The organism is Micromonospora sp. NPDC050187, from assembly GCF_044459745.1.
Lineage (GTDB): Bacteria > Actinomycetota > Actinomycetes > Mycobacteriales > Micromonosporaceae > Micromonospora.
Window position 1 is genome coordinate 13,224 of the sequence record NZ_JBITJH010000031.1, and the last position, 18,815, is coordinate 32,038.

The 18,815-nt window shown below is 73.9% G+C and carries 20 protein-coding genes; 9 read left to right on the forward strand and 11 right to left on the reverse strand.

Annotated elements, in window-relative coordinates; all coding sequences use genetic code 11:
* Positions 1–71 precede the first annotated feature (71 nt).
* The 4 genes from ACIBJE_RS29215 to ACIBJE_RS29230 form a co-directional block, all read right to left on the reverse strand.
* Positions 72–632: an SMI1/KNR4 family protein gene (locus ACIBJE_RS29215; protein ID WP_396753494.1), complete on the reverse strand. Its 561-nt coding sequence runs from the start codon at positions 630–632 to the stop codon at positions 72–74.
* Positions 633–1,659: 1,027 nt separating this feature from the next.
* Positions 1,660–1,857, reverse strand: coding sequence for a hypothetical protein (locus ACIBJE_RS29220; RefSeq protein ID WP_396753495.1), 198 nt, complete (start codon positions 1,855–1,857; stop codon positions 1,660–1,662).
* Positions 1,858–1,874: 17 nt separating this feature from the next.
* Entirely contained in the window at positions 1,875–2,453 is a 579-nt protein-coding gene (locus tag ACIBJE_RS29225; protein WP_396753496.1) for an RNA polymerase sigma factor, read from the reverse strand.
* Positions 2,446–2,682 carry a hypothetical protein gene (locus ACIBJE_RS29230; protein ID WP_396753497.1) on the reverse strand — a complete coding sequence of 79 codons (237 nt, stop codon included), beginning with the start codon at positions 2,680–2,682 and terminating at the stop codon, positions 2,446–2,448. Before ACIBJE_RS29230 ends, ACIBJE_RS29225 begins: the two co-directional genes overlap by 8 nt.
* A gap of 142 nt (positions 2,683–2,824) precedes the next feature.
* On the opposite strand from ACIBJE_RS29230, the gene ACIBJE_RS29235 reads away from it, so the two are divergent.
* The 9 genes from ACIBJE_RS29235 to ACIBJE_RS29275 all read left to right on the forward strand — a co-directional run bounded on the left by ACIBJE_RS29235 (position 2,825) and on the right by ACIBJE_RS29275 (position 10,533).
* Positions 2,825–3,334, forward strand: coding sequence for a hypothetical protein (locus ACIBJE_RS29235; protein WP_396753498.1), 510 nt, complete (start codon positions 2,825–2,827; stop codon positions 3,332–3,334).
* Positions 3,335–3,432: 98 nt separating this feature from the next.
* Entirely contained in the window at positions 3,433–3,849 is a 417-nt protein-coding gene (locus tag ACIBJE_RS29240; protein WP_396753499.1) for a molybdopterin-binding protein, read from the forward strand.
* Positions 3,846–4,601 (forward strand): molybdate ABC transporter substrate-binding protein, encoded by a 756-nt coding sequence (modA, locus tag ACIBJE_RS29245; RefSeq protein ID WP_396753500.1) that lies wholly within the window; start codon positions 3,846–3,848, stop codon positions 4,599–4,601. The genes ACIBJE_RS29240 and modA overlap by 4 nt, the downstream gene beginning before the upstream one ends.
* Positions 4,602–4,606: 5 nt before the next feature.
* On the forward strand, positions 4,607–5,410 hold the full coding sequence (locus ACIBJE_RS29250) for an ABC transporter permease (RefSeq protein WP_396753501.1): 804 nt from the start codon (positions 4,607–4,609) through the stop codon (positions 5,408–5,410).
* On the forward strand, positions 5,407–6,474 hold the full coding sequence (locus ACIBJE_RS29255) for an ABC transporter ATP-binding protein (protein ID WP_396753502.1): 1,068 nt from the start codon (positions 5,407–5,409) through the stop codon (positions 6,472–6,474). The genes ACIBJE_RS29250 and ACIBJE_RS29255 overlap by 4 nt, the downstream gene beginning before the upstream one ends.
* A 59-nt stretch (positions 6,475–6,533) precedes the next feature.
* Positions 6,534–7,268 carry a Clp protease N-terminal domain-containing protein gene (locus ACIBJE_RS29260; protein ID WP_396753503.1) on the forward strand — a complete coding sequence of 245 codons (735 nt, stop codon included), beginning with the start codon at positions 6,534–6,536 and terminating at the stop codon, positions 7,266–7,268.
* A 195-nt stretch (positions 7,269–7,463) separates the two neighbouring features.
* Positions 7,464–8,753: a hypothetical protein gene (locus ACIBJE_RS29265; protein WP_396753505.1), complete on the forward strand. Its 1,290-nt coding sequence runs from the start codon at positions 7,464–7,466 to the stop codon at positions 8,751–8,753.
* A gap of 196 nt (positions 8,754–8,949) precedes the next feature.
* Complete coding sequence (locus ACIBJE_RS29270; protein ID WP_396753506.1) at positions 8,950–9,567, forward strand: LuxR C-terminal-related transcriptional regulator; 618 nt, start codon at positions 8,950–8,952, stop codon at positions 9,565–9,567.
* Positions 9,568–9,948: 381 nt separating this feature from the next.
* Positions 9,949–10,533 (forward strand): response regulator transcription factor, encoded by a 585-nt coding sequence (locus ACIBJE_RS29275; RefSeq protein ID WP_396753507.1) that lies wholly within the window; start codon positions 9,949–9,951, stop codon positions 10,531–10,533.
* A gap of 370 nt (positions 10,534–10,903) precedes the next feature.
* Here ACIBJE_RS29275 and ACIBJE_RS29280 read toward each other — a convergent pair whose 3' ends face one another.
* The 7 genes from ACIBJE_RS29280 to ACIBJE_RS29310 all read right to left on the reverse strand — a co-directional run bounded on the left by ACIBJE_RS29280 (position 10,904) and on the right by ACIBJE_RS29310 (position 18,779).
* Positions 10,904–12,766 (reverse strand): ATP-binding cassette domain-containing protein, encoded by a 1,863-nt coding sequence (locus tag ACIBJE_RS29280; protein WP_396753508.1) that lies wholly within the window; start codon positions 12,764–12,766, stop codon positions 10,904–10,906.
* A complete protein-coding gene (locus tag ACIBJE_RS29285; protein ID WP_396753509.1) occupies positions 12,763–14,487 on the reverse strand; it encodes an ABC transporter ATP-binding protein in 1,725 nt (574 codons plus the stop codon). The genes ACIBJE_RS29280 and ACIBJE_RS29285 overlap by 4 nt, the downstream gene beginning before the upstream one ends.
* Before the next feature lie 69 nt (positions 14,488–14,556).
* On the reverse strand, positions 14,557–14,676 hold the full coding sequence (locus ACIBJE_RS29290) for a SapB/AmfS family lanthipeptide (protein WP_088983868.1): 120 nt from the start codon (positions 14,674–14,676) through the stop codon (positions 14,557–14,559).
* Positions 14,673–17,336: a class III lanthionine synthetase LanKC gene (gene lanKC / locus ACIBJE_RS29295; RefSeq protein WP_396753510.1), complete on the reverse strand. Its 2,664-nt coding sequence runs from the start codon at positions 17,334–17,336 to the stop codon at positions 14,673–14,675. The genes ACIBJE_RS29290 and lanKC overlap by 4 nt, the downstream gene beginning before the upstream one ends.
* An 89-nt stretch (positions 17,337–17,425) precedes the next feature.
* Positions 17,426–17,671, reverse strand: coding sequence for a hypothetical protein (locus ACIBJE_RS29300; protein WP_396753534.1), 246 nt, complete (start codon positions 17,669–17,671; stop codon positions 17,426–17,428).
* A 127-nt stretch (positions 17,672–17,798) separates the two neighbouring features.
* Positions 17,799–18,098 carry a BON domain-containing protein gene (locus ACIBJE_RS29305; protein WP_396753511.1) on the reverse strand — a complete coding sequence of 100 codons (300 nt, stop codon included), beginning with the start codon at positions 18,096–18,098 and terminating at the stop codon, positions 17,799–17,801.
* Between the two features lie 66 nt (positions 18,099–18,164).
* Positions 18,165–18,779 (reverse strand): STAS domain-containing protein, encoded by a 615-nt coding sequence (locus ACIBJE_RS29310; RefSeq protein ID WP_396753512.1) that lies wholly within the window; start codon positions 18,777–18,779, stop codon positions 18,165–18,167.
* Positions 18,780–18,815 lie beyond the last annotated feature (36 nt).

The window sequence follows — 18,815 nt, forward strand, 5'->3', positions numbered from 1 at the left end:
GAACCGAGCCGCGCGTGACGAGCCGGTGAGCGCCTCCGCTCGGGTGTCCAGTCCCGTACGGATCGCGGCGGTCAGTCGGCCGCGCGTTCCTTTGCTTCTGGCCAGGGTGCCATCTCGTCGGGATCCTCGCCCTCCTCGGCCTTGACCCACCAGCCTGTGTCGTTGACGTAGTGCTCGAACCACGCCGCCAGGCTGGGCGAGTCGATCCACCAGGCCGCATCGGGATCTCCCGGATTGGGTTCGAAGAGAAGAACCGTTCCCTGGTCGCTTCGGCAGTCGACGCACGCGTACATGCCGCAGCCCCAGGTCAGGATCGGAAGGACCCCTTCCGGCCAGGCCCACTCGGTGCCGGCGTGGTTGGTCCGAGCCTGGAGGTAGCACTCGACCGCCTGCTCGGAGGTTGGGCCGTCCGTCAGGCTGAGTAGCTGATAGTCGGGACCGAAGCCACCGTTGGCGAGGTCCCGGTAGACCGCCGCGAGCAGAGGATGCAGTTTGAAGCCCAGTTGCTCTTCGGCGCGGTCGATCGTGTGCTGGGGGAGCGGAGCTGGCAGGGTGCCGGTGAGCGGCGTCGTGGGCTCGTCGTCGCAAGCCCGGGCAGCGATGCGCACCAGAAGTTCCGTGTAGTTCGACACAAAGAGCGATCATGCCGGAGGCGTGTGTCAGTTTCGCCTCGTCCGACCTCGACGCGTCGCGTCACCGCGTCGACGGACCTCGGCTGTCGGGCCACAAGACACCGCCACGTCGTCACCGGCCCTCCGCGCTGGAGCCCCGGAGGACGGGGTGAGCGGGTGCGAAGCGCCGTGGTCGCCCGGCGATGAGGTTCGGGGTGTCCAGAATGGAATGGTCGTTGCGCGTTGGCGATAATATGCATGCCTATGGGCCGGCCATCGCGGCTGGCGCATCTCGTTCTGTCGTCGGTCCTGCTCATTTGTGTGGGTGTCTACCTCTGGTTCGTCAGGCTCATCGGCCAGCGGAGCATATGACGACCTGGCCTGCCTGAGGTCGCGCACGTCGCGCTGGCGCCCTTGTTACCGTCTGGGGCGTCAGCGCCCTCTACCGGTCATCCGACCGGGGCTCAGTGTCAGAGCCGGGACACGCTCAGCGAGCGGCGTCGGACGAACCTCGCAGCGTCAACCAAGGTCGTACGGATCCCGAGCAGCTATCGCCTCAGCCTCCGGCAACCCGAGGCGGCTGGCGATCCGACGCCGCTGCCGGACCTGGGCGCGCGTGCGTGGCCGGAACTTCGGCTCCCGCCCGCACCCGCAGACCTCGAAACCCTCGTAGCGCAGTCCCGCCCCCAGAACTGCCGCAACCGCGGCCCACCCGGAGTCGTTCCGCCGACGGGGAGCCGCGAAGTCGTGTCCCGCGAAGACCATGGGCGCCCGGCACGACGTGCAGGGGTGCGTCGCGCCGTCCCAGGCGTACTTGTGGCTACGCCGGCACGACACGCACACGTAGTGGACCTTGTAAATGGTCTCGGCGTACCGGCACATGTCCGCATGGTAGTGATTCACCCGCGCGTGGGGGTGCAATTGTGCACGGCGACGGGACGGCACCCGCTTTCCGCTGTGGTTGCAGGGGTCCCCTGCTCGGCAAAAAGCGGTAACAGGGGACCCCTGCTACCACCCCTGCAACCACCCAAGCCGGGTTGGCGGAACCTCAGTGGTCGGTGCCGATCAGGGCGGCCAGGCCGGCTTCGGTGTCGACCAGGCCGGCGAGGTCGCCGGCCAGGGCGGCGTACCGGACCGGGAGCAGGATGTCGCGCAGTCCGGCCTCGACGTCGAGCACCGCCGCGACATCCCGTCCCATCGTGCCCAGACTGGTGTGGACAGCGTCCACGGATACCGTCCGGTCCATGTTTCCTCCCCCTCCGGTCATCGCCGGTCCGGCTCCTCGCTGAGCAGCGCGGCCAGCGTCCGCCGTGCCTTGAGCAGGCTGCTCCTGACCGCCTCCGGGGTCATCCGCAACTGCTCGGCGATCTCGGCCGGTTGGTAGCCCTCCAGGGTCCAGGCCATCACCTGCCGTTGCCGGGAGGGCAGGTGACGGAGCAGGCGGAGCTCCTCCTGTCGGGCCTCCCAAACCGCGATCTCGGACGGGGAGGCGCGTAGCAGGGGGTTGCGGCCGGCCAGGTCGTCGGCGGGCAACTCCACCGTCGCGGCCATGCGTCGGGCGTACTCGCGGGAGGCGACGCGGCGCGTCCACGGGCCCGGGCTGCGGATGATGTGCCACTGCTCCAGGGCCCGGCGCATGGTCTCCTGGGCGACGTCCGCCGCGTCCGCCACGGACGCGCCCTGCCAGACCAGGAACGCCACCAGTCGCCCCACTTCGTTGCGGTAGAAGGCGCTGAACGCCGCGACGGCCTCCGGTGCCAGGACGTCCCGGTGCGCCGGTGGGTTTGTCGCCGTCGACCGGTGGCCCGTGGGCCGGGTCGGCTGCCCGGTGTGCTCATCCACGGTGATCACCGCCCGTCCGGGCCGGCACGGTCAGGGTCCAGCAGGAGCCGTCGGCCCGCCGGTCGCGTACCTGTCCACCGGCGGCGAGCGCCGCGGCCAGCGTCACCAGGGTCTCCCCGCGGGCCTGCTCCTGGCGGACCCGCCACCGGAGCCGGATCCACAGCGCCAACACCGTGCTGGCCTTGGCGACGATCGCCAGACCGATCCACCCCCAGGTAACACTGTCCACCGCACCTCACTCCGCTCGTTCGCGACCGTTGCGCGTCGTCGTAGTGAAGAGCGGCGGAGGCGGCCTACCGTGAACCGCCGCGCCGAACTTTCTTCGGAAGCAGGGGGCGTGCCGGTGGGGGCACCGGTGCGACGATCGGGCGATGAGGGTCGACATCCGTTCGCTCGTCCGCAGCGTTTCCGGTTGTGCCGCCGTCGCGGTGGCGCTCGTGGCGGTCGTGCTGGTCGTTCCCGACCGGTCCGACGCTCCGGCGGTGACCGACAGGCAACCACCCGAGGGCTACCGGCTCGCCGACGCGGTGTCCCTGCCGGACGATCGCCGCCTGCGGTTGTGGGTCGGCGATTCCGGTTGGTACGTCGAGGCGCTCCGGGGCGGCCGGCGCGAGGCGGGGGTCGGCGCCCGGGGCGGCGGTGACCAGTACTCCGCGAGCGAGGTTCTCGGTGGTCTGCTCGTCCGCGTTCCGGTGGCCGGGGCCCGGACGCTCGGTGTGCGGGCGGACGGCCATGCCTGGCACGGGACGGTCCACGTCGGGACGGTCCTGGTGGTGCCCGCTCCGCCGGTTCGCGTGGACACGGTGCTCGTGACCCCGCTCGACGCCGACGGCAGATCCCTCGCCGGAGAGGTCGCCGTGCCGGTCGCCGGGCGACGCTGAAAGCGCTCGCACCTGCCAGGTATGCGAAGGGGCATAGCTGGCTTTCGCGAGGGTGAACAGATGCATCAGCTGGTAGATGCGGGCGTTACAGTGTCCCGGTGACGAGCTACCGGATCGGGGAGGCCGCCGAGCTGCTCGGCGTGAGCGCCGACACCGTACGCCGCTGGGTCGACGGGGGCCGGCTGCCGGCCGGGCGCGACACGCACGGCCACCGGGTGATCGACGGGGTCGAGCTGGCCGCGTTCGTCCGGGCCCAGGCCGCCGAGCCCGACGACCGGTCGGAGTTTTCCTCGGCGCGCAACCGGCTGCGGGGCATCGTCACCGCCGTGACGAAGGACGCGGTGATGGCGCAGGTCGACATCCAGGCCGGCCCGTTCCGGATCGTGTCGCTCATGAGCCGGGAAGCCGTCGACGAGCTGGACCTGCGGGTCGGCGCGGTGGCGGTCGCGGTGATCAAGTCGACCACGGTGGTGGTGGAGCGCCCGTCGGCGGCGCGGGGGAGGACGGGGGCGTGAGGGTACGCGGCGTCCTGGCCGGCGTGGTCGCGTCGGCCCTGCTGGTCGGGTGCGGCGGCGGTGGCTCCGCCGGCGGGGCGGGGGAGACCGTCACCGTCTTCGCGGCGGCGTCGCTGACCGGCGCGTTCACCACGATCGTCGGGGAGTTCGAGGCCGACCGGCCGGGCACCCGGGTGCGCCTGACCTTCGCCGGCAGCTCCGCCCTGGCCACCCAGATCAACCAGGGTGCTCCGGCCGACGTGTTCGCCTCGGCCGCGCCCGCCCCGATGCGTGCCGTCACCGACGCGGGCAACGGCGACGGCACACCGGTCGTCTTCGCCCGCAACCAGTTGGTCATCGCGGTGCCGAAGGGCAACCCGGCCGGGGTCTCCGGGCTGGCCGACCTGACGAGGCCCGGGACGAAGGTCGCCCTCTGCGCCGAGCAGGTGCCCTGCGGTGCGGCGGCGCGCACCGTGCTCGACGCCGCCGGGGTCGCGCTCACCCCGGTCACCCTCGAACAGGACGTCCGGGGCGCGCTGTCCAAGGTCACTCTCGGCGAGGTGGACGCCGCGCTGGTCTACCGCAGTGACGTCCGGGGCGCGGACGACGTGCAGGGAGTCGAGTTCCCCGAGTCGGCCCGTGCGGTCAACGACTATCCGATCGTCGTGCTCGCCGACGCCCCGAACCGCTCCGGGGCACGGGCCTTCGTCGACCACGTCCGGTCCGAGCGGGGTCGGGCGGCGCTCACCGCCGCCGGCCTGCAGTCCCCGTAGCGCCGATGCGGTTCCGTACCCCTCGGGCCACGCGGTCGCCGGTGCCGATCGTGCTGCTCGTGCCGGCCGCCCTCGGTCTGCTCCTCCTGGTGCTGCCGCTGGTCGGACTGTTGGTCCGGGCGCCCTGGACGGATCTGCCGGGCCGGCTCACCGAGCCCGGTGTGCTCACCGCCCTGCGGCTCTCGCTGGTGTCGGCGACCCTGGCCACGCTGCTCTGCCTGCTGCTCGGCGTGCCGCTGGCCTGGCTGCTGGCCCGGGTCGAGTTCCCCGGCCGGCGGGTGGTCCGCGCCCTGGTCACCGTGCCGATGGTGCTGCCGCCGGTGGTGGGCGGGGTGGCGTTGCTGCTGGTCTTCGGCCGGCGGGGCCTGCTCGGCGGCTGGCTCGACGAGACGTTCGGCGTCACGCTGCCCTTCACCACCGCCGGGGTGGTGCTCGCCGAGGCCTTCGTGGCGATGCCCTTCCTGGTCGTCGCGGTGGAGGGGGCCCTGCGCGGCGCGGACCGCCGCTTCGAGGAGGCCGCCGCGACCCTCGGCGCGGGCCGCTGGAGCACCTTCACCCGGGTCACCCTGCCGCTGGTGGCGCCCGGGGTGGCCGCCGGGGCGGTGCTCTGCTGGGCCCGTGCCCTCGGCGAGTTCGGCGCGACGATCACCTTCGCCGGGAACTTCCCGGGCACCACGCAGACCATGCCACTGGCGGTCTACCTGGCCCTGGAGACCGACCTGGAGGCGGCGATCGTGCTGAGTCTGGTGCTGCTGGTCGTCTCGGTCACCATCCTCGCCGCGCTGCGCGACCGCTGGGCTGTCCGGTGACCGGCGGCCTGGACGCCCACCTCGTCGTGGAGCGGGACGCGTTCCGTCTCGACGTCCGGCTGCGGGTCGCCCCCGGTGAGGTGGTCGCCCTGCTGGGCCCGAACGGGGCCGGCAAGACCACCGCCCTGCGGGCCCTCGCCGGTCTGCGATCGTTGACCGCCGGGCACGTCACTCTCGACGGCCGGGACCTCGACCGGCCCGCCGACGCAGCGTGGACGCCGCCGGAGCGCCGCCGGGTCGGCGTGGTGTTCCAGGACTACCTGCTCTTCCCACATCTGAGCGCCGAGGAGAACGTGGCGTTCGGGCCTCGACGGCAGGGGCTCGACCGGCGGACGGCCCGAGCGTCGGCCCGGCAGTGGCTCGACCGGGTCGGCCTGGCCGGATACGCCGCCCGCCGGCCCCGGGAGCTCTCCGGCGGGCAGGCGCAGCGGGTCGCCCTGGCCCGGGCGCTGGCGGTCCGGCCGGCGCTGCTGCTGCTCGACGAGCCGCTCGCCGCTCTCGACGCCCGGACCCGCCTGGACACCCGGACCGAACTCCAGCGGCACCTGGCCGTCCACCCGGGAGCGGCCCTGTTGGTCACGCACGATGCGCTGGACGCCCTGGTGCTCGCCGACCGGCTGGTCGTCGTCGAGGCGGGGGTCGTGGTGCAGGAGGGTGACGCGGCCACCGTCGCCGCCCGCCCCCGCACCGACTACGTGGCCCGGCTGGTCGGGCTCAACCTGCATCGTGGGCACGCCACCGGTAACCGGGTCCGGCTGCGCGAGGGGCTGACGCTGACCACCGCCGACCGGGGCGACGGGGACGCCTTCGTCGCCTTCCCGCCGTCGGCGGTCGTGCTCCATCCCCACCCGCCGGGGGAGGCCGGGTGCAACACCTGGGCGGCCACCGTCGCCGACGTCGAGCACCACGGCGACAACCTCCGGGTACGCCTGGCCGGTCCGCTGTCGGTGGCCGCCGACGTGCCCCCGGCCGCCGTGGCCCGGTTGCGGCTCACCGCCGGTGCGCCGGTCTGGGCCGCCGTCGATCCCGCCGCGGTTCGTGCCTACCCGACGTCGGGCACCTGACGTCCGTGTCGCGTCAACTTCGGGTTGACTTTGCGAGATCGTCAACTTATGGTTGACGCATGACGAATCCTGTCCAGATGAACAACCAGGTGCGCCTCGACGACCTGATCGAGGCGATCAAGCGCGTGCATCCCGACACCCTCGACCAGCTCTCCAGTGCGGTGGTCGCCGCCGACCACCTGGGTGAGATCGCCGACCACCTGATCGGCCACTTCGTCGACCAGGCCCGACGGTCGGGCGCCTCCTGGACCGAGATCGGCCGGAGCATGGGCGTCAGCAAGCAGGCCGCCCAGAAGCGCTTCGTGTCGAAGGGGGGCGAAACCACGATGGATCCGAGCGAGGGCTTCAGCCGGTTCACCCCGCGTGCCCGCAACGTCGTGATGGCCTCGCAGAACGAGGCCCGTGCCGCCGGCAACCCACAGATCGGCCCGGAGCACCTGGTCCTCGGGCTGCTCGCCGAGCCGGACGCGGTGGCCGCCAAGGTGATCACCGCGCAGGGGGTCACCCTGGCGGCGGTCCGCGAGGCGGTGGCCGCCGTGCTGCCGGCGGCGGTGCCGAACGTGCCGGACCTCATCCCCTACAACGCGGAGGGGAAGAAGGCGCTGGAGCTGACCTTCCGGGAGGCGCTGCGGCTGGGGCACAACTACATCGGCACCGAGCACATCCTGCTCGCCCTCCTCGAGCAGGAGGACGGCGGCGGGGTGCTCACCCGTCTCGGGATCGACAAGGCGGCGGCGGAGGCCGGCATCGCGGCGGCCCTCGAGGCCGCCGTGCGGATCACTCCCGTCGAGTGAGCGGCGGTACGGACGTCCCGGCCGCACGCCGGGACGTCCGTACCGTACGGGTCCACGTCCTGGGTCCATTACCCCTATCCGGTGCCGCAGGGGAGGCGGTGGTCGGTTTTCCGTCAGCTCCGATATCGCTGAGTGCGATCGCCCGAACACGAAGCTACTATGTGCGGACGTTCCCGCCGGAAGGGTCGTCCCCCGTTGCGCCGTGCCGCGATCACCTCCCCCTCGGCCCCGACCCCGGGGCGTCACGCCCCGCCCGGTTCGGCGGGGTGGATCTGCCTGGCCCGCGCGGCCGTCCTCGTCGTGACCGGGGTCGGCGCCGCCCTGCTGGCCGTGGCGCTCTCCGCCGCCCCGGCTCGCGCGGAGACCGGGGAGGACGGCGGGAACGCCGGACGCCTCGCCGACGTGGTGAGCAACGTGCGGCAACCCGGGCGCGGCGAGATGCCCGCCGTGTCATCGCGCGAGCCCACCGCCGTGCTGGCCAGGGTTCCGCTGTGGACGGCCCGACCCGCCGTCGGTGACCGGAAGCAGCCCCCCGTGGCCCCGGCCCGACCGGCCCCGACGTCGCCGGCCACCGGGGAGACGGCACCGTCCCGCCCGCCGGACCGGGAGATCGGAACGGGACCCCGCCCGGAGCCCCTCGTGCCCCGGCTCGTCTCGCGGATCCTGCCGCCGCGCCCCGCTCCGCCGCTGCCGGACCCGCCGGTCGACGGACCGGCGTCGCCCCCTGCGTCCGCTCCGCCGGGCACCTCGGACGGGTCCGCGCCCGCGCCCGTGACCACCCGGCCCCGGCCGTCAGCTCCGGTCACGCCACCCCGACCGGTGCCCGACGACGGGCCCGCCAACCCGGTGCCCGACGACGGGCCCGCCGGTCCGGTGGACGGGCCCGCTGCGCGCCCCGCGCCGGACGACCCCGCGTCGCCGCCCGGTCGGATCCCGCTGCCACCCCGGCTCGTCGGGATGGTGGACGGTGCGCTGCGGCCGATCCTCGACCTTCTCACCGACGTGCTCGGCGGGGTGCTCGCACCGATCCTCGACCTGCCCGGCGGCGGGTGCGACCCGCCGCTCCCGCCGGGGCCGGTGCCACCGGCCGGGCCGACGCCGACGCCCGTCCCCGACAACTGGACGGAACGCCCGCCGGTCCCGGATCCGCAGGCACGTTCCCCCCGGGTCCACAATGGAGGGCCATTCCGGCCGGGTCAGGTCGGCAGCGGGGAAACCTGGAGTCCCGTGGGTTCGTCCGTCCCAGGCCACCGGGCAGCGCCGGCCGCGCCGACCCTGGACTCCGGCTCGGCGTCCGGTGACCCGTCCGAGGCGCCGGGCTCGCCCGGCGACGACCGGGTCAGCGGTGACAGCGGCCCCCGGGCCGGCGCGGCCCTGCCGCCGGAGACATCCGGCCCGGCCCGCTCCGACCGGGACGCCTTCGCGGAGGTCCCGCCGGCACCCGCCCGGGGCCGCTCTCCCACGGTGGCCGCCCGCCCCGGCTGAGTACGCCCTCCCGTCGTTCGCCCCGGCTCCGGGAGCCGTGCGCCCGACGACGGGTCGCGTCGGCTCCCGCCCGTCCGCTCTTGACGTGGCGGAGCCAGAGGGCTGTACCCCTTCCGCGTGCGTACCGGCCCCGCCCTCCCCGTTCCGGGAGTCGGTCGGGTGGCCGTCGCGACGCGTACCCGAGAACGGAGAGTACGTGGTGATCCGCGTTGTCGTGGTGGAGGAGATGGGGCTGCTGCGCGGTGCGCTCTGTGCCGTGCTGTCCCACGAGGAGGACATGGAGGTCGTCGCGGCGGTCGCGGAGGTCGGCGAGGTGCCCGCCGCGGTGCGGCGCACCCAGCCGGACGTCGTCGTGCTCGACCTGGTGCCCGAGTCGCCCGAGTCGCCCGGCCTGGTTCGGACGATCGAGGAGATCGCCGTTCAGGCACCCAAGGCGGCGGTCCTGGCGATGAGCTACCGGTGGAGTCCGGCCGTGCTGGAGGCGGCGGTGTCCGCCGGGGCACGCGGATTCATCGGCAAGGACGGGCCGCTGGAGGAACTGGTGCGGATGGTCCGGTCGCTCGCCGCCGGGGAGCGGGTCATCGACCCGACGGCGGCGGTGGCGGTGCTGAGTCCGCCGAAGAGTCCGTTCACCCCCCGGGAACTGGACGTGCTGCGCGCGGCTGCCGAGGGGCTGCCGCTCAAGGAGATCGCCCGCCGGCTCTTCCTGGCGCACGGAACGGTGCGGAACCATCTGTCGGCGATCCTGCGCAAGACCGGGTCCCGTAACCGGATGGAGGCGATCCGCCGCGCCCAGCGCGAGGGGTGGCTGTAGTCACGTGATGGTGGGGGCCCGGCCGCCCCCACCATCGGGACTTCTTCGCCCGACCGGACGCAGCCGTCACCGTGTCGAAGGTGATGGGACCGGACAGCGATGGCGCGCCGTCGGCAGCGGTACGTCCATACCCGCCAGTCCCGTGCAAAGGACTTTCCGGCCGCATCGGTCATCGTGGAACCCATCCGACTGGACAGCGGTACCGGCCGAACGTCTGATTCGGTATTGTCCATTCGGGAGGGACGGGGGACCGTACGGGGGAATCCGTCAAAGACTCATTTTTCGCCACGGGTTTCGTCGCGCCGTTAGGGCGTTACATCGGCGTGATGCGACGTTAATTTCCCATGCTTTCCGGTTGGTGTCCAATTCGGGAGGAAATTCGTGATTCGTACCTTGCTCGCCCTCGACGGCACGCTGATTCGCGGTGCGTTGGCCCTGGTGCTCGCCGCCGAGCAGGACATCAGCGTGGTGGCCGAGGTGGATCGCGGTGACGAGATCCAGCCCATGCTCTGGACGAAGTTGCCCGACGTGGCGGTGGTCGACCTCCACCTGATCGACGACCGAGGGGCCGGCACCGTCGGACCGTGCCCGATGCTGGTGCTGGCCGACCGGCGTCGGGTCCGGGGGCTGCACCACGTGCTCGTCGGCGGGCGGACGGTCGGCGTCCTCGCCAACGACGTCTCACCCCACCGGGTGGTCGACGGTGTCCGCCGGCTCGCCCGGGGGGAGACGGTGGTCGACGCGGAACTGGTGCTCGCCGCGCTCACCGCCACCAGCCCCCTGACCGGACGGGAGACCGAGATCCTGGAACTGACCGCGGCGGGGGCGACGGTCGCGGAGGTGGCCGGTTCGCTGGGCCTCTCACCGGGCACGGTGCGCAACCACCTCGGCCGGATCGCCCGGAAGGCGGGCGCGCGTACCCGGGTGGAGGCGGTCCGCGTCGCCCAGGACTCCGGTTGGATCTGAGTGGACGGCACCGGCCCGCTCGGGGTGGCTACGGTGTGGCGATGAGGTCACCCGGCTCGATCGTCCTCCTGGTGGTGTTGCTGTTGGTCGGCGCTGGTTGCGGCGCCGACCCCGACCCGCATCGCCGGGGACCACCGGCCGACGGACCGGATCGCCAGGTACACGGCCACCCTGGAGCGCCTGAGCGTGCTGCGCGCCAAGGCCGTGCACGGCCAGTTCTGGGACTGGTACGAGGCGCTCAAGCCACGCAACACCCTTGACCCAGGCTCGGATGCGACGTCATCCCCGACGCCCGGTTGGCGATCGCCGAGACGCCGTACCGGTGTCAGTACCTCGACTCCTCCGATCCTGGTGCCCTGCGGTGGCGCGACTACGTCGTCGTGGTCGACGGGCGCGGCATGACCACGTTCAGGTCGTCCCAGTAGCCCACCAGTTCCCGGTAGGTGACGGACCGGGTCAGCAGCTCCCGGTGGTGACCGAGCATCGGACGGTCCCCGTCGAGCACCAGCACCCGGTCCGCCCGCAGCGCCGACGTGATCCGGTGGGCGACCACGACCAGGGTGCCGGTTCGGCGGGCGAAGGCCTCCTCGACCGACGCCTCGGCGGCCGGATCCAGGTGGCAGGTCGCCTCGTCCAGGATGGCCAGCGGGGCGGGGGCCAGCCAGGCCCGCACCGCCGCGATCACCTGCCGTTCCCCGGCGGAGAGCGCCGTCGGCACCACCGGCGCGGCCAGCCCGCCCAGCCGGTCGGCCAGGGGCCGAGCGCCCAGCGCGTCCAGTGCCGCCGTCAGGGCCGCGTCGTCCGCGTCCGGCCGCAGGTAGCGTAGGTTCGCCGCGAGGGAGCCGCTGAAGACGTACGCCTCCTGGGGCACCAGCACCCGCAACCGGGCGAGCCGGTCGGTGTCGACCGCGTCGACCGGCGTGCCGGCGATCGCCACCGAGCCGGCCTCGGGGCAGACCAATCCGGAGACCAGGGCCGCGAGGGTGGACTTGCCCGCCCCGCTCGGCCCGACCACCGCGAGGTGCTCGCCGGGGGCGAGGGTGAGCGAGAAGTCCGCGAGCACGGGTCGGGCGCGCGGACCGTACCGGAAGGTCAGCCGGTGGACGTGCAACGCGGGGGCGTCGTCCGGCACGGGCGTACGCGTCGCGTCGTCCGGCCCCGGTCGCCGATGCCCGGTCGCCGAGCCGGGTCCCGTGGTGGACAACCCGGTCCGGTGCACCGGGTCGCCGTGCTCCACCGGGGTGGATTCGGTCGGACCGGGCGGGCTGGTGCGCAGGATCCGTTCCAGCGTCACCACGTACCGCAGGCCGCCCCCGCCCACCCCCTGCACGAGGGCCCGTAGGGCTGGTTGCAGTCCGGTCGAGACGTAGACCAGCGCGCCGAGCACCGCCCCGGCGGTCACCCCCCGCGTCACCAGCCACGGTGCGGCGAACATCAGCACCGCCAGCGGCGCCCAACCGCCCAGGCCGAGGCTGAGGCTGCGCAGGGCGGTCATCCGGGCGACCGTCCGTTCGGCGTCGGCCTGTGTCGTGATCCGCGCCGCGACCCCCGCGACGACCCGGTCCTGCGCGCCGCAGGCGAGCACGTCGCGGTGACCGGCCAGCGCGGTCGCCGCCGCCTCGCCGAGCGCCTCGCCGGCCCGTACGTAGCGGCGTTGGTGGGCGACCATCGCCGGGAGTCCGGCGACGAACACCGCCAGCCCGGCCAGCAGGGGCGCGGCGACCAGGGCAGCGACCAGCGGGGCCAACGCGATCAGGCCGAGCAGCGCCGAGACGGCGGCGAAGAGGAAACCGCGCACCACCATCAGCAACCCGCCGAAGGCGTCCCGGACCACCTCCACCTGTTGGGTCAACCGGGCCACCGCCGCGCTCTCCGGCCCGGTGCCGCCGGTGGTCGCCGAGTGCAGCGCGCTGCGTACCACCCGGTCGGCCAGTTCGTCGCGGAACGGCTCGACCACCGCCCCGAGCGCCCGGTACACCCCGCCGGTGGCCGCCGCCCCGACCAGCACCGCCAACGCCAGCACGCCGAGCCAGGCCAGGCCGGTGCCGAACCGTCCGGCCAGGAACCCCTGGTCCACCGCCCGCGCGACCAGGAGACCGGAGAGCAGCGCCGGCAACGACTCGGCCGTCGACCAGCCGGCGAGCCGGCCGAGTTCCCGCCGTCGGGCACGCAGCGCCCGGCCGGTTTCCCGGAGCACCCCGGCGGGCCGCCGGTCCGGCCCGTCCTCGGTCACGGCGTGCCGTCCCCGGCCTGGAAAACCGCCCGGTAGGCCGGGTCCGACCAGAGGCGACGGTGCGGGGCGAGAGCCCGCAGCCGTCCGCCGTCGAGCCAGGCGACCAGGTCGGCCGCCGCCGCCGTCGCCGTCCGGTGGGTGACCACCAGGCGGGTACGCTCGCCGGCCCGTCCGGCGATCGCCCGGGAGACCCGGTGTTCGGTGGCGGTGTCCAGGCTGGATGTCGCGTCGTCGAGGACGAGCAGCCGTTCGGCGGCCAGCGCGCGGGCCAGTCCCAGCCGTTGCGCCTCGCCACCGGAGAGCGGCGCCCGGTGCAGCGGGGTGCGGAAGCCCTCCGGCAGGCGACTCACGCAGTCGTCCACCGCCGCCGCGCGGGTCGCCGCGAGGACCGGGGGAGTGGCCGGGGCGTCCGGTGGCGAGATCGCCGCGTCGGCGGGCAGTGCCAGCCCGACCGCCTCGTGTACGGTCGCGCCGACCAGGACCGGCCGCTCGAAGGCGTACCCCACCGCGCGGCGCAGCGTCGCCGGGTCGAGTCGGTGCAGCGGCACCCCGTCGAGCAGCACCTCACCGGCGTCCGGGTCGTGCAGCCGGCCGGTCACCGCCGCGAGGGTGGACTTGCCCGACCCGGAGACGCCGACCACGGCGACCGTGCCACCGGCCGGCACCGTCAGGTCGACCCCGGCGAGAATCGGCCGGCCGTCGTCGGCATGGACGGTGACCCCCCGCAACGTCAACTCGCCCCGCCCCTCGGGCAGGGGCCGGTCGCCGACCGGGGCCACGGGGAGGGCCAGCGGTTCGGCGAGGCGGTGCGCGCCGGCACGGACCCGGACCAGGCGGTTGAGGGCGGCCACCGCCGCGCCGAGTCCCGCGCCGAGGGTCGCGTACCGGACGGCGGCCACCAGCTCGCCGGGGGTGAGCCAGCCGGCGGTCAGCCCGTATCCGCCGACGGCGATCACCGCCAGGGTCAGCAGTGGTGCCACGGCGGCGGTGCGGGCGCCCGCGCGGGCCAGCAGATCCCAGCTGCGCCGGCCGTGGTCGGCGAGTTCGGGCAGGGGTTCGAGGATCCGTTCCCGTTCCTGATCGACGGTGCCGGCGGCGGCGACGGTGCGTGCCCCGCCCGTCGACTCGAGCAACCGGCCGGCGATCGTGCCGAGGACCCGCTGGTAGGCGGTGACGACCGTGGAGGCGTCGGTGACGAAGGAACGCAGCAGCACGGCCAGCAGGAGCAGCCCGGCGAGCAGGGTCAGGCCGAGCGCCGGTGCCAACAGGGTGAGCGCGACCACGCTGCCCAGCGGAGGGATCACCGCGACCGCGCCGAGGACCACCGCGTTGCCGGCCTGCCCGGCGTCGGCGGCCTGGCCGACCATCCGGGCGACCAGGTCACCCACCGGATGCCGGCGGGCCTGCCGGACGTCCAGGCGGAACAGGTGGCGCAGCAGATGGTCGCGGAGCCGGGCGGTGGCCCGGGCCGCGCCGTACCCGGCGGCCAGGTCGCCGACCGTGTCGGTGGTGATCAGCACCGCCACCAGGACGCCGACGGCCAGCGGCCACCAGCGGGGACCGTCGCCGAGCGCGGCGTCGACGGCGTGGCCGAGAGCGGTGGGCAGGAGCAGTTGGGCTGCCGCCCCGAGCAGCGCGACCCCGGCCAGGGTGATCGTCCACCCACCGCCGTGCCGCACCGACCGGCGTACCAACCGGTCCCCGGGTGACCGCGTCCCCATTCGTCCTCCCGACACGCGTGCGCCCCGGGCGGGTACGTCTACCCGCCCGGGGCTCGCTTGGTGATTCGATCAGTCGCAGGACGTGACCGACAGCGAGCTGCCCTCGCAGAGGAGCAGGCTCAGCCCACTGGTGTCGCCGCCGCCGTGAGTGCGGTCGGCCTCCATGCCCTGAAGGTCCAGAAGCGTCATGTCAATTCACCTCCTCCCGAGGTCTCGGTCGTCAGGCTCGCCCCCGTTGGTGAGGGGAGTTCGGGTGCGCCGGCCAGCGGCGCGAGGAAGGGCAGCGTCAGCGGTTCGTCGTGCCGCGCCGTGCCCAGTGCGAACAGCACACCGGCGGTGCCGGTGCCGAGGTCCATCGAGAGCCGCAGCAGCTTCTCGCCGGGGAAGGCCACCCCGTCGGCGTACGGCATCGCGTGCCAGGCCAGCCGCCGCAGCTGCGCGTCCAGCTCCTGCCGCTGCTCGGGCGTGCGAGCGGTCGCCGCGAGGTAGGCGACGATCCCCGCCCGCCCCGCGAAGAGGCCGCTCTGCGCGTACATCGGGGACCGGGCCGCCTGGTACGCCGCGGCGCTCGCCTCGGCGAACCGGTCGTCGTGCCGGTGGGCAAGGTACTGGTCGAGGGCCAGCCCCACACCGACGCCGCCCTGCCCGAGGTAGGGCATGGTCCGCCAGCCCTCGTTGACCTCCAGCGCGCCGTTCGGGCGTACCACGCACCGACGCAGGTCCTGGCGCAGTGCCGTGGCGGCGTGCTCCAGCAGCGTCGCGTCCCCGGTCAGCTCGTAGAGGCGCACCAGCATCAGCGCCGGCCCGCTCCGGCCGCGCAGCAGCCCGGCGTACGGGTGCACACCACCGCTGACGTCCGGCCCGGGGTCGTCGGCGAGCCGCTCGACCACCCGTTCGGCGGCCCGCCATGCGGCGTCGCGCAGCCCTGACTCTCCGGTGCGCCCGGCCAGGTCGGCCAGATTGAGCGCTACTCCCGACAGTCCGCTGAGCAGGCTGTGGTCCAGTCGCTCCCAGGACTCCCGGAGGCAGATCTCGACCACGTCCAGCGCGTCCTGCCGGCGGCCCAGCCGCTCCAGCGCGTACGCGACCCCGTGCAGTCCGTCGTAGAAGCCGAGCCGGGTGCCGGAGACCGGGTTCTTCGCCCGCCGAACCAGCCACTCCTCGTGTTCCGGCCGGCGGCCCGCCCCGGTCTGCGCCAGGGTGTGCAGCACTCCGGCCGCGCCGTGCGCGAGGTTGAGCCCGCCGCTGCGGAACTGCTCGATGTCACCCGGGAAGAGCCGGTCGTCCCGGTCCGGGGTGGCGCTGGCGAGGATCGCCCTGGCGAGTCGGTCCCGGACGGTCGTCCAGTCGTCGGCGGCCAGGTCCGGCACCGGCATGGTGGCCGGCGCGGAGCCGGCACCCGCGCCGGATGCACCCGTCGGGTCGGATCCGCCGGTCTCTGCGCCGTGCGCGGCGGTGATCTCGGCGACCGCCGGGTCGAGGAAGGACCGGGGGACCGGGAAGTTCTCCGCGATGACGTCGGCCAGGTGCGCGGCCTTCGCCGGGGAGAGCCGGACCAGCTGGGTCAACGGGAGGAACAGCGCCAGGCGGAGACAGGCCAGCGCGTACCGGTCGGCGGCCTTGCCCCTGACCTGGCGGGGCGCGGCGAAGCCCTGGTTGCGCAGTCCCGGCCGGTGGCTGTCGTCCTCGGCGGCGGAGACCTCGAAGTCGATGAGCGCGATCCGGTCGTCCGGCCGCACCATGATGTTGGACATGTGCAGGTCGCCGTAGACCACGCCCCGGTCGTGGATCGCCTGCACAACGGTCTCGACCTGGGTGTAGACGTCCCGCGCCCACCGGGTGTACGCCGCCAGGTCCGTCTCGGTGGCCTCGGCGACGACCAGCGGATGCCGGTTCGCCAGCACCTTGTTCAGCGGGCGTCCCTCGATGAACTCCAGCGCGAGGAACCGGTGTTCGCCGAGGGTGAACTCGTCGTGCAGCCGGGGCACCTGCGGCAGGTCGGCGAGCCGGCGCAGCATCGCCGCCTCCCGCTCCAGCCGGGTGACCGCGTCGGCGCCGTCGGAGTCCAGGCCGGCCAGAGGGCGGGCCTCCTTGAGCACCACCTGCGCGTCGTCGCGGGTGTCCCGCCCCACGTAGAGACCGCCACCGTTGGAGAAGTGGATGACCTTCTCGATCCGGTACGGCACCTCGTCGGTGCTGGTCGCGCTCCGGGCGGCCAGGTGCGGGGCGAGGAAGTCGGGCAGGGTCACCCAGGACGGCACGTGGAAGACCGGGTCGCGCCGGTCCGGCACCAGGGTGCCGGTGTCGTCGGCGATCGCCGGGACGGTCTGTCCGTCCGGGGTGAGGCAGTAGCGGGCGGTGAAGCCGCCGTAGCGGACGTACACCGGACCGGTGCCGTAGCGCAGGTCGCTGAGGATGTACGGGCCGGTCTCGCCGGCGAGCAGTTCGTCCAGCTCCTTGCAGGCGAGCTCCAGTTCGGCCTCGTCGTGCGGGTAGATGGTGACGAACTTGCCGCTGGCGGCGCGGGGGGCGTACTTGGAGTTGCGCAGCAGCACGATGCGCGGACTGCGGAGGAACTTGAACGCCAGGCCGCGCGGCACGCAGTACGACCAGACCGCGTCGAGCACCCGTTCGGCGTTGTCGACCCCGGCCGAGACGTGGATCTTCCAGCCCTGCGGGGGCAACGAGCCGCCCTCCGGGGCGTAGTTCATCCAGTCGCTGGTCGCGTCGGACGTCCAGCCGGCCGGGGTGGGACGCCCGGTGACGAAGGTGTGCCCGCCGGTGGCGTTGCCGAGGGAGTCGTAGAACAACCGGTCCGTCACGCAGAAGCTGTCGTAGCGCTCGTCCACCGTCTGACCTCCCTCCGTGTCCCCGGCCGGGCCTCGTCCCCGGCGATGCAATGAGTCTCGTGGACGGGACGGTGTCGGTTCCAGTGCGCTTAGTCACGACGCCGGGTGCGCAGCGCACGGGTACTCATGACAAAAGTCAGACCGAGCCCGTGCGGACCCACGCGAGCCGCCCGGCGCGGACGCCGGGCGGCGGGGCCGAGCCGCAACCGGTCCGGCACCCGAAAGTCACCCACCGCCTTCGCCTCGCTGATCAACGCCCGGGAGGTCCGCAGCGCGTCCGGATGGGCCAGACAGGTGTGGCTGCCCCGGCGCTGCGGGTCGCGCGGCGAGGCCAGCGTGAGACCGAGCGGCGTGAGTCAGGCGTCGGCGAGGTCCACCGTCAGCTCGACCGGCACCGACCCGGCCGCGTGCGACAGGTCCCACAGCACGTACGCCCCGGCCTCGCGGGCCGCCGCGGCGCGGTCAGCGTCGTGGTCGTTGCCGGTTGGTGAGCCGGAGGGTGTTGCAGACGTCGGCCACGCCGCGCACGCCCCAGGCCAGTTCCCCGGCGGTGAGCCGGACGTCCGGAGTCTCCACGGTGCCACCGAGGATGACCACCCGGTTCTGCACCTCGACGACGATCCGCTGGCGGCGGGTCAACCGGTTGCCGTTGAGCCGTTGTGCCACCTCGGCGGCGATCCGCGTGTCGTGGTCGGTCGGCGGCGTCGGGGACGGCTCGGAGGGACGGGCGTCGTCGTCGGGGAACGGCCAGGGCAGGACCACGGGACGGCTCCTTGCGGACGGGTGCGGGCGGGCGAGCGGGGTGGGGGTGGTGCCGTCGGGCCGGGGTCAGGGGTGCCCGCACGGCGCCGCTGCCCGCCCGTCGGGGGTGGCGGACCGGTGACCGGCCAGGTGGGCCACGGCCTCGTCCCGGCTGGCGAAGGTCGGGATGACGGTGTCCAGTCGCATGGTTCGCAGGACGGCGCGGACGAACGCCGACGGGGCGGCGAGGCAGAGCGTGGCATTCCGCTCGCGGGCCTCCCGTTGGGCCCGGACCAGCAGGCTCAGGCCCGTGGAGTCGACGAGGTGCACCTGACTCAAGTCCACCACCACGTCGCCGCCCATGTCGGCGGCGTGACGCAGGGCGGCGCGGAGGGTGTCGCCGGTGTCCAGGTCGACGTCTCCGGTGGAGGTGACGACCGTGACGTCCTCGACGTGGTCGATGCCCAGGACACCACCGGGTCCGTGGGCGTCGCACGCCGTCCGCTCGTCCGCGCCGGGCAGGAGGCTGCAGTGCGGGCAACGGTGCGGCCCGGAGGCGAACGGCGAGCCAGCCCAGCCGAGGTCGGTCACCAGCGTCCAGACGACCTCGGCGTCGGGCAGCACGCAGGCGAGCCCGGTGGTGGACTCGCCACAGGTGTCGCAGGTCAGGGTCATCAGCCGGTCGTCGGACACCACGGTCATGCTGCTGTTCTCTCCTCCGGTCGGGTGCGGGGGAAC

Excerpts from the sequence above, each read along its gene's own strand:
- ACIBJE_RS29220 (WP_396753495.1), bottom strand. The coding sequence starts at position 1,857 with ATGGACCGGACGGTATCCGTGGACGCTGTCCACACCAGTCTGGGCACG.
- ACIBJE_RS29235 (WP_396753498.1), top strand. The coding sequence starts at position 2,825 with ATGAGGGTCGACATCCGTTCGCTCGTCCGCAGCGTTTCCGGTTGTGCC.
- ACIBJE_RS29250 (WP_396753501.1), top strand. The coding sequence starts at position 4,607 with ATGCGGTTCCGTACCCCTCGGGCCACGCGGTCGCCGGTGCCGATCGTG.
- ACIBJE_RS29260 (WP_396753503.1), top strand. The coding sequence starts at position 6,534 with ATGACGAATCCTGTCCAGATGAACAACCAGGTGCGCCTCGACGACCTG.
- ACIBJE_RS29285 (WP_396753509.1), bottom strand. The coding sequence starts at position 14,487 with ATGGGGACGCGGTCACCCGGGGACCGGTTGGTACGCCGGTCGGTGCGG.
- ACIBJE_RS29290 (WP_088983868.1), bottom strand. The coding sequence starts at position 14,676 with ATGACGCTTCTGGACCTTCAGGGCATGGAGGCCGACCGCACTCACGGC.
- ACIBJE_RS29310 (WP_396753512.1), bottom strand. The coding sequence starts at position 18,779 with ATGACCGTGGTGTCCGACGACCGGCTGATGACCCTGACCTGCGACACC.